Raw genomic sequence first — 12,655 nt, 5'->3', positions numbered from 1 at the left:
CATAAGCCCGCGGGTCCCCCTCTCGCCGTCCTAGGCTCCGGACCCTGAGCTGGCACGGCCGGGGGAGGGCGTGATGGAGGCGGTTCCGGCACGGGTACGTGCGTACGTCTCCTGTGTCGTCGTCGGCGCGCTGATCTGTCTGTCACCGCTGCCGACCGTACGGACGCCCTGGTGGGCGGTCGCCCTGCTCGCCGCGCTGTACGGCGGCTGCGAGCAGGCCGCCGCCCGGTGGCGCTTCGCCGGAACCTTCTACCCCGTGTTGCTCGCCGGGGCCTTTCTCCTGCCACCGTCCGCCGCCGCGCTGGTCGCGCTGCCGGGAGCGTTGCTGTCCCCGGTCGAGCATCGGCCGCGAGGGCTGCGGCGGATCTGGCGGGCGGCGCAGCTCGCCGTCGCTGTCTGGGCGGCGGCGCGGGTGCACGGGGCGCTGGGCGGCCGGGACGCCGTCGGCGCCTCCGACTTCCCGTACGCGCTTCTCCCGGCCGGGGCGGCGGTGCTGGCGTTCTGTGTGGTGCTGAGCGTGCTCGACGGGGGCATCCTCGCGCTCGCGGAGCACGTTCCGCCGCGGCGGGCCTGGCGGGGGCTGTTCCTGCGGTCGCCGGCGCCGGTCGCCGTGCACGGGCTCGCCGGGCTGATGATGGCCGTGCTGTGGCGGAGCCCGTACGGGCCTGTCGCCGCGTTGCTCGTGCTGCTCCCGATGTGTGTGTCCTGGTGGGCGTTCGCGCAGTACCACCGGGAGCGGGCCGCCCATCAGGCGACGATCCGGGCGCTCGTGCAGGCCGTCGACATCAAGGACGGGTACACCCGCGGGCACAGCGAGCGGGTCGGGCAGGCCTCGATGATGATCGCGCGCGAGCTCGGGATGGACGAGGGCCGGGTCGAGGTGCTGCGGTTCGCCGGGATCCTGCACGACGTGGGCAAGCTCGGCGTCCCCACGCGACTGCTGCGCAAGGACGGGCCGCTCACGCCCGAGGAACGGCGCGTGATCGAGCTGCATCCCGAGTACGGCCACGAGATGGTGCGCGGGATCTCCTTCCTCGGGGAGGCCCGGGAGGCCGTACTGCATCACCATGAACGGCTGGACGGGAGCGGGTATCCGTACGGGCTGCGGGGGAACCAGATTCCGGAGTCGGCGCGGGTGGTGGCGGTCGCGGACGCGTTCGACGCGATGACCTCCACCCGCTGCTATCGGCGGGCGCGGCCCGTGGCCGCGGCGCTGGAGGAGCTGGAGCGGTGTGCGGGGACCCACTTCGACCCGCGGATGGTGACGGCCCTCGAACGGGCGCTGAGCCGGCACGGCTGGCACCCCGCCGTGACCGCCGAGGAAGCGGCTCGCCCGCCCCTGACTCGCCCGTCGTCGGTCCCCAGCCCGGGGGCGCACCGATGAACGCTCGCCGCGCCCCCCTCCGCACGCTCATCCACGCCTTGGCCGGTCTCCTCGCCGCCCTCTCCCTCGCCGTCACCCTCTGGACCGGCCTGGACGAGCGCGGGGTCGCCCTCGCCTTCGGCGTGCTGGTCGCCGTCGGCGAGCTGACCCGGTGGAACGGGGCGCAGATCAGGGAGGCCGCGCCGCTCGGGGCCGCGGCGGCACTGTCGTACGCCCTGTTGGGGGAGAACGCGGGGCAGCCGACCCAGCACGGCGCCCTCCAGGTGGTCACCGTCGTCCTCGCCGCCTTGCTGCTCGGCAACGTGCCGCACATCGCGCGCGGGCAGGGGCCGACCTCCGACCAACTGGCCCGGCGGGTGCTCACCGTCGGGTTCGCCGCCGTGTGCTTCCAACCCCTGTACAACCGGGGGGCGTTCGGCCAGTGGTGCGGCCCGGAGTACGCCGTGCTGCTGCTCGCCCTGCTCACCCTCACCGCGCTGTGCGACGCCGTCCTCGCCGCAGCCCTGGCCCACTCCCGCACCCGGTGGCCCTTCGGCCCGCTGCTGCGGGACGAGTTGCGGGGGCTGCTCGGCATCGGGTCCGCCGTCTGTGCCACGGGCGCCGTGATGGCGCTCGCGGTGGCCGTCGCGGGGCTGTGGGCGCTGCCCGTGTTCTCGCTGCCGCTGCTGCTCACCCAGCTGTCCTTCCGGCGGTACGCCGCCGTGCGGGCCACCTACCGGCAGACCATCGCCTCGCTCGCCCGGGCCACCGAGATCGCCGGGTACACCCCGGCCGGGCACGCCCGCCGCGTCGCCGGCCTCAGCCGGGCCGTCGGGCGGGACCTGGGGCTGTCCGACCGGGAGCTCACCGTGCTGGAGTACGCGGCCCTCATGCACGACATCGGACAGCTCAGCCTCGTCGATCCCGTACCGGCCGGGGCCACCGCCGGGCTGCCCACGAGGGAGCAGCGGCGCATCGCCCTGCTCGGCGGGGCCGTCGTACGGCAGACCGGGGTCGACTCGGCCGTCGCCGTGGTCGTCGAGCGGCAGGCCGACCCCTGCGGTGAGCAACCGGTCGCCGCGCGGATCGTGCGGGCCGTGAACGCGTACGAGGAGAAGGCGCGGGACGCCGGGCCCGGCGGGCCCCTGACGGCGCTGGAGGAGCTGCGTCTGGCCACCGCGGGGGAGTACGCGCCCGAGGTGGTGGAATCGCTGGCCCGGGTACTGGCGAGGGACTGTCTGACCCTGCCTGTGGTTGGGTAACCCATGGGTAATGAGCGCCCCTCCAGGCGTACGTGGTTGGATGCGAAGGAGAGGGTGTCCGGGGGCACAGCCAGCCCACTCCACGGAACTGGCAGGCGGGAATCGTGAGGATCTTCGGCAAGGGACGGAACAGGCCCTCCGCCTCCTGGCGGCAGGCCACAGACCGCGCGTTCACGCTGATCGGCGACGGTCGGTACGAGGACGCGGGCGCGCTGCTGACGCGGGCCGCCGATCTGGAACCCTGGCTGTCCGAGTCCTGGTTCAACCTCGCGCTTCTGCACAAGTTCCGGCACGACTGGGAGCAGGCCAGGGCGGCGGGGCTGCGCGCCGTGGCGCTGCTCGACCGGGAGACTGGGGCGCCCGACTGGTGGAACGTCGGCATCGCGGCCACCGCCCTCCAGGACTGGCCGCTGGCCCGGCGGGCCTGGCAGGCGTACGGCCTTCGGGTGACGGGCAGCGCCACGGCCTCCGACGAGCCGCTCGGCATGGACCTCGGCAGCGCGGCCGTACGGCTGTCACCGGAGGGCGAGGCCGAGGTCGTGTGGGGGCGGCGGCTGGACCCCGCCCGGATCGAGGTGCTGTCCATCCCGCTGCCGTCCTCCGGGCGGCGCTGGGGCGAGGTCGTACTGCACGACGGGGTGCCGCACGGGGAGCGGACCACGGCGGCCGGGCACGCCTATCCGGTCTTCGACGAGATCGAACTGTGGGCGCCCTCACCCGTACCCACCTGGGTCGTCCTCCTGGAGGCCGCCACCGAGGCCGACCGGGACGCCCTGGAGCAGCTCGCCGCCGACGCCGGCTTCGCCGCGGAGGACTGGTCGTCGTCCGTACGGCTGCTGTGCCGGATGTGTTCGGAGTCGCGGATGCCGTCCGACGAAGGGGACGGCGACCACCTCGATCCGCATGATCACAGCGAGCCGGGGCATCCTGGGCCGCTGGGGCATCGGACCGACGGGCAGTTGTGGGTGCCTGAGCGGGAGTGCGGGGTGGCTGCGCCGGCTTCGCTGGTTCGGGGGTTGTTGGACGGGTGGGTTGCTGACAGTCCTGATTCTCGGGATTGGCGGGATCTCGAAGAGGTTTGCTAGGACCGTTGCCGACTGCGGGTCCGTTGTGGCTGGTCGCGCCCGCGCGGCGGAGCCGCATATTGACACAGCCCCGCGCCCCTTCGGGGGCGCTACCCGTACCCTGTATCAGCAACTTCACCCCCTGTTTTGGTTCAGGAAGGCGTACGTCGGTCATGGCGCAGCAGGACACCGATCAGCAGCACGTGGGCGTGCTCCCCGTGGACGACGAGGGCTTCGTCATCGACACCGAGGAGTGCGAGGAGCGCGAGAACGCCTGGCGCGAGCGCGGTACCTCGCGGCCGATCACGGTGGTCGGGAATCCGGTGCTGCACAAGGAGTGCAGGGACGTCACGGAGTTCGGCGCGGAGCTGGAGCAGCTGATCGCGGACATGTTCGCCTCGCAGCGCACCGCCGAGGGCGTGGGTCTGGCCGCCAACCAGATCGGCGTCGACCTGAAGGTGTTCGTCTACGACTGCCAGGACGACGAGGGCAAGCGGCACGTGGGTGTCGTCTGCAACCCGAAGGTGGTCGACCTGCCCGCCGACAAGCGCCGACTGGACGACAGCAACGAGGGCTGCCTGTCGGTGCCCACCGCGTACGCGCCGCTGGCCCGGCCGGACTACGCCGAGGTGGTCGGGCAGGACGAGAAGGGGCACCCGGTCAAGGTGCGCGGCACCGGCTACTTCGCTCGGTGTTTGCAGCACGAGACCGATCATCTGTACGGCTACCTGTACATCGACCGGCTCTCCAAGCGCGAACGCAAGGACGCGCTGCGGCAGATGGCCGAGAACGAGCCCCGCTACCCCGTGGTCGCCAACGACTGAGGCCCCGTCACTTCCCTTACGTACGGCGTCTGTTCAGGAGCACCTTCCTGACCAGGCGCCGTACGTCTGTCCTTCGCACGTCCGATCGCTTCCGCTCTTCTGGTGACCCGTAAGCAGTCACATAAGGGGAGAATCCCCGGCACCGTGGGGTAGTGAATGAAGCAAATCCGTTCCCAGAACGGTCAGTTGTGGTGCTGAATGGGAAGTGACTGGCGGCTGGAAGGGGTTTGTTCGTGACTGCTTTCCCACACGGCACCACCTCGGCATCGACGTTGATCGCGGTCCCACCATCGCTCTGTCTCCCGGTGATCGAGGCGGCGTTTCCCAGGCAACTGCACCCGTATTGGCCAAGGCTCCAGGAGAAGACCCGTACCTGGCTGCTGGAAAAACGACTCATGCCGGCGGACAAGGTGGAGGAATATGCCGACGGCCTTTGCTACACCGACCTCATGGCGGGGTACTACGTGGACGCCCCCGACGAGGTCCTCCAGGCGATAGCGGACTACAGCGCGTGGTTCTTCGTCTGGGACGACCGCCACGACCGTGACATCGTGCACGGCCGCCGGACGGCCTGGCGGCGGCTCAGGTTCCGGTTGCACACGGCCCTCGACTCCCCGCGCGGCCATCTGCGCCACCAGGATCCCCTGGTCGCCGGGTTCGCCGACAGCATGGTGCGGTTGTACTCGTTCCTGCCGCAGTCGTGGAACACACGGTTCGCCCGCCACTTCCACCAGGTGATCGAGGCATACGACCGGGAATTCCATAATCGCACCCAGGGGGTCGTTCCGACGGTCGAGGAATATCTGGCACTGCGTCGCCTCACGTTCGCCCACTGGATCTGGACCGACCTGCTGGAGCCGAGCGCGGGCTGCGAACTCCCGGACCGAATACGGAAACACCCGGCATACCGGCGGGCGGCGCTGCTGAGCCAGGAATTCGCGGCCTGGTACAACGACCTCTGTTCGCTCCCCAAGGAAATCGCGGGTGACGAGGTGCACAACCTCGGCATCAGTCTCGTCAAACACGAGGGACTGACCCTGGAAGAAGCGATCGCGGAAGTCCGGCGGCGCGTCGAGAAATGCATAGTGGAATTTCTCGCCGCCGAACGGGACGCCCTGCGTCTCTGCGACGACCTCGCCGACGGAACAGTGCGTGGCAAAGAACTGAGCGTCGCCGTGCGGGCCTGCGTCCGCAATATGCGGAACTGGTTCAGCGCCGTCTACTGGTTCCACCACGAGTCCGGCCGGTACATGGTCGACAGCTGGGAGGACCGGTCCACGCCCCCGTACGTCAACAACGAAGCGGCAGGTGAGAAATGACCGTCGAGTCTGTGAAGTCCGAGGCCTCTCCGGCTCCGGAGCGGCGTGAGGTGCCCCTCGCGGGCGGAGGTGTGCCGGGACTCGGCCACGGCCTGAAGCTCGTCCGCGACCCGCTGGGCTTCCTGGCCCGGCTGCGGGACGACGGCGACCTGGTCCGGCTGCGGCTGGGCCCCAAGACGCTGTACGCCGTCACCGCGCCGCACCTCGCCGGCGACATGCTGACGAGCCCCGACTACGAGATCGGCGGTCCGCTCTGGGACACCCTGGACGTACTGCTGGGCAAGGGCGTGGCGACCAGCAACGGTGCGCGGCACCGGCGCCAGCGGCAGACGATCCAGCCCTCGTTCCGCAAGGAGGTGATCCACGAGTACGAGCGGGTCATGGTCGAGGAGTCGCTCACCTTCGCCGCGCGCTGGCAGCCGGGGGACACTGTCGACGTCACGGCGGAGGCCTTCCGGTTGGCCGTGCGCATGACGGCCCGGTGCTTCCTCCAGATCGAGCACATCGACGATCTCGCCGAGCGGCTGAGCACCGCCCTCGCCACGGTGTTCGGCGGTATGTACCGGCGCATGATCCTCTCTTTCGGCCCGTTCTACCGGCTGCCACTGCCGTCCCACCGGGAATTCGACCGGGCGCTGGCCGAATTGCACCGGCTGTCCGACGAGGTCATCGCCCAACGCCGGGCCGCCGCCGAGAAGCCCGACGATTTGCTGACCGCCTTGCTGGAGGCAAAGGACGGAAAGGGTGAACCGGTCAACTACCAGGAGGTGCATGATCAGGTCATAGCGATACTCACCCCGGGCAGCGAAACCGTGGGGTCCCAGTTGATGTGGATCTTGCAGTTGCTCGCCGAACATCCGGAACAGGCGGACCGGGTGAGTGAAGAGGTCACATCGGTCGTGGGTGACGGCCCGGTCACATTCGGCGACCTCAGGAAGCTCACGCACACGAACAATGTCATCACCGAGGCGCTGCGCATACGGCCCGCGGTATGGATATTGACGCGGCGGGCCATGGCCGAGACCGAACTCGGCGGGTATCGCATTCCGGCCGGGGCGGACATCGTGTACAGCCCGCTCGCCCTCCAGCGCGACCCGCGATCCTACGAGCAGCACCTCGACTTCGACCCGGACCGCTGGCTTCCGGGACACTCCAAGGAGGTGCCGAAGTACGCGATGAGTCCCTTCAGCGCGGGCAATCGCAAATGCCCGGCCGACCACTTCTCGGTGGCCCAACTCGGCGTCATCCTGGCGACCGTGATCCCGAAGTGGCGCTTCGAACGACTGCCGGAGGCCGACGAGTCGCCCCGAGTGGGGATCACGCTGCGGCCCAAGCGGCTGCTGCTGAAGGCGGTGCCGAGGGGTTAGGCGGCCTCCGGTCCCGCCTCGGGTCCTCTGAACGTGCGCCGGTAGGCGTTCGGGGTGGTTCCCACCGCCCGGATGAACTGGTGGCGCAGCGCGGCCGCGTTGCCGAACCCCGCTCGACCGGCGATCGCGTCCACCGTCTCGTCCGTCGCCTCCAGCAACCGCTGGGCCAGCAGCACACGCTGGCGCAGGATCCAGCGGTAGGGAGTCGTAACCGTCTCCTGCTGGAAGCGGCGGGCGAAGGTGCGCGGGGACATGTGCGCGAGGTCGGCGGGCTGCTCCATCCACACCAGCACCTCGCCGACGGTGTCGCACTGCGACCGGGGCAGCGGCCGCTCGATGTACTGGGCCTGGCCGCCGTCCCGGTGCGGCGGTACGACCATCCGCCGGGCGATCTTGTTGGCGACCTCGGGCCCCTGCTCCTTGCGCACGATGTGCGGGCAGGCGTCGATGCCGGCGGCGGTGCCGGCCGAGGTGATCACCGGGTCCTCGTCGACGTACAGCACGTCCGGCTCGACGATCGCCCGCGGAAACCGCCGGGTGAGCTCGTCCTCGTGCCGCCAGTGCACGGTGCACCGCCGCCCGTCGAGCAGCCCGGCCGCGCCCAGCACGAAGACACCGGAGCAGACGCTGAGCACCCGGGCGCCCCGCACCAGGGCGTCGAGCAGCTCGGGCGGGTACGCGCGCGTGACGTACTCGTCCCGGCGGGCACGGCGATCAGGTCGGCTTCGTCCAGCCGACGACACAGACAGAAGCCCTGATCGGAATGCTCGCCGCGTATCGACCGCCAGATCAGGGAGGTCCAGGAGGTCCAGGAGGCCCGGCGGGCCAGTCCAGCACGGTCAACTCCGGCCATCGCTCTCGCCAACGTGCTGCCTTGGCCTCGTAGACCGACCGCGGGGCGAGTACCGGGTTCGGCCGGAGGACAAGGTTGAACACGTCGGCCAGGCCGTGCGGCGCATACACCCGCCACCGGCCGTCGGCCTCCAGCCGCACGCCCAGGCAGCACGTCGTCGCGGCGAAACTGTCGATCGCCGCCTCGGTGGAGGCATACGGCGGACACGCCACGCCGAACTTGTCCTCGTACCAGAGGTGGACCCGCGCCTCGTTGCGGATCTCGACCTCTGCGGGCAGGCCGGCGAAGGCCTCCCGCCCGGCCTTGATCACCGCGTCTTCGGCCTCCCAGGACAGATCGCCGGCGTCGAAGTAGAAGACGTCGTAATCCTTGATGCCGCCGGCCGGTGGCCTGTCGGTGACCACGTTCCACACGGTCTGGAACAGGCAGCCCGCCGTCACGTACCACCCGGGCAGATTCAGTGCCGCGGTGCGCGCCAGCACCTCCGTCAGCACATCGTTTCGTGAGAGCACCGCACGCAGGGACTCAAGTTGCTCGTCGAGAGGGAGACGGCTGATCATCGGCTCTGCTCACCTCGGGGGAAATGATGGTGATCCGGGCCGCGCCGCACACGCGGCCCGGATCACCATTGACGTCTGTCAGAAGTCCTCGTCCAGGTCCACGGTGCCCTCCACCGCCACCTGGTACGCCGAAGGGCGCCGCTCGAAGAAGTTGGTCAGTTCCTGGACGCCCTGGAGCTCCATGAAGGAGAAGGGGTTCTCGGAGCCGTAGACCGGGGCGAAGCCGAGGCGGGTCAGGCGCTGGTCGGCGACGCACTCCAGGTACTGCCGCATCGAGTCGGTGTTCATGCCCGGGAGCCCCTCACCGCAGAGGTCGCGCGCGAACTGGAGCTCGGCCTCGACGGCCTCCCTCAGCATGTCGGTGACCTGCTGCCGGAGCCGGTCGTCGAACAGCTCCGGCTCCTCCTTGCGGACGGTGTCGACCACCTCGAAGGCGAAGCTCATGTGCATCGTCTCGTCGCGGAACACCCAGTTGGTGCCGGTCGCCAGCCCGTGCAGCAGACCCCGGCTGCGGAACCAGTAGACGTACGCGAAGGCGCCGTAGAAGAACAGGCCCTCGATGCACGCGGCGAAGCAGATGAGGTTGAGGAGGAAGCGGCGGCGGTCGGCCTGGGTCTCCAGGCGGTCCAGCTTCTCGACCTCGTTGATCCACCTGAAGCAGAACTCGGCCTTCTCGCGGATGGAGGGGATGTTCTCCACGGCGTCGAAGGCCGCGGCCCTGTCCTGCGGGTCGGGGAGGTAGGTGTCCAGGAGGGTCAGATAGAACTGGACGTGGACCGCTTCCTCGAACAGCTGCCTGCTCAGGTACAGGCGCGCTTCGGGGGAGTTGATGTGCTTGTAGAGGGTCAGCACGAGGTTGTTCGACACGATCGAGTCGCCCGTCGCGAAGAACGCGACCAGCCGGCCGATCATGTGCTGCTCACCCGGGGTCAGCTTCGCGAGGTCGGTGACGTCCGAGTGGAGGTCGACCTCCTCCACGGTCCAGGTGTTCTTGATGGCGTCCCGGTAGCGCTCGTAGAAGTCCGGGTAGCGCATGGGGCGCAGAGTCAGCTCGAAGCCGGGGTCGAGCAGGTTCTGGGTGGGCATTACTGGCAGGCCTCGCAGGACTCGGGGTTTTCCAGGGAGCAGGCGACGGCGTCGGGGTCGGCCGTCTGCTGTACGGGGACGGTCTTCTCGGCCTGGGCCTGTGCCGCGCGGGCGATGCGGGTCGCCGGGCGCGAGCGCAGGTAGTACGTCGTCTTCAGGCCCGACTTCCAGGCGTACGCGTACATCGAGGAGAGCTTGCCGATGGTCGGCGTCTCCAGGAAGAGGTTCAGCGACTGGGACTGGTCCAGGAACGGGGTCCGGGCCGCCGCCATGTCGATCAGTCCGCGCTGCGGGATCTCCCACGCCGTGCGGTACAGGGCCCGTACGTCCTCGGGGATCCAGGCGAAGCCCTGCACCGAGCCGCTTGCCTCGCGCAGCGCCTCCCGGGTGCGGGCGTCCCAGACGCCCAGCGCCTTCAGTTCCTTCACCAGATACGAGTTGACCTGGAGGAACTCGCCGGACAGCGTCTCGCGCTTGAACAGGTTGGAGACCTGCGGCTCGATGCACTCGTACACGCCCGCGATGGACGCGATGGTGGCGGTCGGCGCGATGGCGAGGAGGAGGGAGTTGCGCAGGCCGGTGGTGGCCAGACGTTCCCGCAGGGCCGCCCAGCGCTCCGGCCAGGTCAGCTCCACGTCGTAGTGGTCGGGGTGCAGGACACCCCGGGCCGTACGGGTCTTCTCCCAGGCCGGCAGCGGGCCGCTCCGCTCGGCGAGGTCGGCGGAGGCCTCGTACGCGGTGAGCATGACGCGCTCGGCGATGCGCGTGGAGAGCTGACGAGCTTCCGGCGAGTCGAAGGGCAGGCGCAGCTGGAAGAAGACGTCCTGGAGGCCCATCACACCGAGGCCGACCGGACGCCAGCGCGCGTTCGAGCGGCCCGCCTGCTCCGTGGGGTAGAAGTTGATGTCGACCACGCGGTCCAGAAAGGTGACTGCCGTGCGGACGGTCTCGTCCAGCCGCTCCCAGTCGATGTCGCTGCCTGAGACGAATGCGCCCAGGTTCACCGACCCCAGGTTGCAGACCGCCGTCTCCCCGTCGTCCGTGACCTCCAGGATCTCCGTGCAGAGGTTGGAGGAGTGGACGACGTGCCCCGGCTCGGCCGTCTGGTTGGCGGTGCGGTTGGCGGCGTCCTTGAAGGTCATCCAGCCGTTGCCGGTCTGCGCGAGGGTGCGCATCATACGGCCGTACAGGTCACGGGCGGGGATGGTCCTGCGCGCGAGGCCGGCTGCCTCCGCCTCGCGGTACGCCGCGTCGAACTCCTCGCCCCACAGGTCGGCCAGCTCGGGCGCGTCGGCGGGGGAGAAGAGGGACCACTGCTCGTCCGCGTTCACCCGGCGCATGAACTCGTCCGGGACCCAGTGCGCGAGGTTGAGGTTGTGCGTACGGCGGGCGTCCTCGCCCGTGTTGTCGCGCAGCTCCAGGAACTCCTCGATGTCGGAGTGCCAGGTCTCCAGGTAGACCGCCGCCGCGCCCTTGCGCCGGCCGCCCTGGTTCACGGCGGCGACCGAGGCGTCGAGGGTCTTCAGGAACGGGACGATGCCGTTGGAGTGCCCGTTCGTGCCCCGGATCAGCGAACCGCGGGAGCGGATGCGGGAGTAGGCGATGCCGATGCCTCCGGCGTGCTTCGAGAGGCGGGCGACCTGGTGGTAGCGGTCGTAGATGGAGTCCAGCTCGTCCTTGGGGGAGTCGAGGAGGTAGCAGGACGACATCTGGGGGTGGCGGGTGCCGGAGTTGAAGAGCGTGGGGGAGGAGGGGAGGTAGTCGAGGCGGCTCATGAGCCGGTAGAGCGCGGCGACTTCGTCGAGGGCCCTCGACGTGTCGTCCTCGGCGAGACCGGACGCCACCCGGAGCATGAAGTGCTGGGGCGTCTCGATGACGTTGCGCGTGAGGGGGTGCCGGAGCAGATAGCGGCCGTGCAGGGTGCGCAGGCCGAAGTAGCCGAAGCGGTCGTCGGCGTCCGGGTCGACGAGCGCGTCGAGGCGGTCGGCGTGGATGCGCACGAACTCGGCCGTACGGTCGGCGATGAGCCCTTCCCGATGTCCCACGGCGACGGACTCGGTGAAGGACGTGACGCCCTCGGAGGCGGCCTCGGCGGCGATGTTGATCGTCAGCAGCCGGGCGGCGAGCCGGGAGTAGGCGGGGTCCTCGGAGATGAGACCGGCCGCCGCCTCGGTGGCCAGCTCGCGCAACTCCGTGCCGTCCGCGTGCGCGGACCGGCCGCGCAGCGCGGCGGCGGCGACTCTGCCGGGGTCGGCGTCGGGGAGGTCGGCGGTCAGCTCGGTCAGGGTCCGCAGCAACGCGGCTTTGGGACCGTCGTTCTCCAGGGCTGCTGAAGCCGGTTCGGCTGGCGCGATGGTCACGTGGGGCTCTCCCTCGCTCGGCACGGGGGCCTTGCGGAGGGACAGGGGGGCGGCACGAGCGCACACGGCGTCGCGTCCACCGGCCCATTCCACGAGGCCCGGACGTCAGGGCACCCGACCGCACGGCCGGGCACGCTGTCGGCAGGTCCTCGGACTGAACAGGCGTGCGGATGCACGCGAGTACACCGTTGCGGGACAGTTCCGGATTCGCACCGGATTCCCCTGCGGCGACAGCGAGCACGAGCATACATCTTGTGCCGTGCTCGGGAAGCACCCCCCACATGTTGTGTCGCGTCGGTGTCAGAGCGTCAACTCGTAGGTGAGCAGAGTGATGTCGTCGAGGTGCGGGATCGGGTTCCAGTCGCGCTCGGGAGGCCAGGTCGTGAGGGACTCCGCCCTTCCGGATCGGACCACGGACAGGATCCGTGTCGCTGCCCGGTTGCGGCAGCGCCCATCAGCGGCCTCCGGCCGCGGGGGACGACCAGTGCGCCCAAGACCGTTCGGAGCGTGCCAGTAGGCGGACTCACTCCCGCTCACTGTGAAGGAACGGTGCGGACGAAGCCCAGACGTTCGTAGATGCGGTGGGCGGAGCGCATC

At 70.0% G+C, this 12,655-nt stretch carries 9 protein-coding genes, 2 pseudogenes and 1 riboswitch; of the genes and pseudogenes, 6 read left to right on the top strand and 5 right to left on the bottom strand.

Annotated elements, in window-relative coordinates; translation table 11 throughout:
* Positions 1-73: 73 nt before the first annotated feature.
* From AB0I77_RS09030 to AB0I77_RS09005, 6 genes are all read left to right on the top strand, one after another.
* Positions 74-1,384, top strand: a complete 1,311-nt coding sequence (locus AB0I77_RS09030; RefSeq protein ID WP_363281728.1) for an HD-GYP domain-containing protein — start codon at positions 74-76, stop codon at positions 1,382-1,384.
* Positions 1,381-2,625, top strand: coding sequence for an HD domain-containing protein (locus AB0I77_RS09025; protein ID WP_363281727.1), 1,245 nt, complete (start codon positions 1,381-1,383; stop codon positions 2,623-2,625). The genes AB0I77_RS09030 and AB0I77_RS09025 overlap by 4 nt, the downstream gene beginning before the upstream one ends.
* Before the next feature lie 104 nt (positions 2,626-2,729).
* A complete protein-coding gene (locus tag AB0I77_RS09020; RefSeq protein WP_363281726.1) occupies positions 2,730-3,710 on the top strand; it encodes a hypothetical protein in 981 nt (326 codons plus the stop codon).
* Between the two features lie 152 nt (positions 3,711-3,862).
* Entirely contained in the window at positions 3,863-4,513 is a 651-nt protein-coding gene (def, locus tag AB0I77_RS09015) for a peptide deformylase (protein WP_363281725.1), read from the top strand.
* 233 nt (positions 4,514-4,746) lie between these two features.
* Positions 4,747-5,832, top strand: a complete 1,086-nt coding sequence (gene cyc1, locus AB0I77_RS09010) for an epi-isozizaene synthase (RefSeq protein WP_363281724.1) — start codon at positions 4,747-4,749, stop codon at positions 5,830-5,832.
* Complete coding sequence (locus tag AB0I77_RS09005; RefSeq protein ID WP_363281723.1) at positions 5,829-7,199, top strand: cytochrome P450; 1,371 nt, start codon at positions 5,829-5,831, stop codon at positions 7,197-7,199. The genes cyc1 and AB0I77_RS09005 overlap by 4 nt, the downstream gene beginning before the upstream one ends.
* On the opposite strand, the pseudogene AB0I77_RS09000 reads toward AB0I77_RS09005, so the two are convergent.
* The 5 genes and pseudogenes from AB0I77_RS09000 to AB0I77_RS08980 form a co-directional block, all read right to left on the bottom strand.
* Positions 7,196-7,935 (bottom strand): annotated as a pseudogene (locus AB0I77_RS09000) (helix-turn-helix domain-containing protein); the annotation flags it as partial. The gene AB0I77_RS09005 and the pseudogene AB0I77_RS09000 overlap by 4 nt on opposite strands.
* 53 nt (positions 7,936-7,988) lie before the next feature.
* Positions 7,989-8,612, bottom strand: coding sequence for a nucleotidyltransferase family protein (locus tag AB0I77_RS08995; protein WP_363281722.1), 624 nt, complete (start codon positions 8,610-8,612; stop codon positions 7,989-7,991).
* A 78-nt stretch (positions 8,613-8,690) separates the two neighbouring features.
* Complete coding sequence (locus tag AB0I77_RS08990) at positions 8,691-9,698, bottom strand: ribonucleotide-diphosphate reductase subunit beta (protein WP_363281721.1); 1,008 nt, start codon at positions 9,696-9,698, stop codon at positions 8,691-8,693.
* Positions 9,698-12,058, bottom strand: coding sequence for a ribonucleoside-diphosphate reductase subunit alpha (locus AB0I77_RS08985; RefSeq protein ID WP_363281720.1), 2,361 nt, complete (start codon positions 12,056-12,058; stop codon positions 9,698-9,700). The genes AB0I77_RS08990 and AB0I77_RS08985 overlap by 1 nt, the downstream gene beginning before the upstream one ends.
* Positions 12,059-12,180: 122 nt before the next feature.
* A riboswitch (cobalamin riboswitch) is annotated at positions 12,181-12,322 on the bottom strand.
* Positions 12,323-12,358: 36 nt separating this feature from the next.
* Positions 12,359-12,430: pseudogene (locus tag AB0I77_RS08980) on the bottom strand (GNAT family N-acetyltransferase); the annotation flags it as partial.
* Between the last annotated feature and the right edge of the window lie 225 nt (positions 12,431-12,655).

The sequence above is a fragment of the Streptomyces sp. NPDC050619 genome (assembly GCF_040654815.1).
GTDB lineage: Bacteria > Actinomycetota > Actinomycetes > Streptomycetales > Streptomycetaceae > Streptomyces.
The sequence above is the reverse complement of the archived record's forward strand: the minus strand, read 5'-3'. Positions and strand labels throughout refer to the sequence as shown.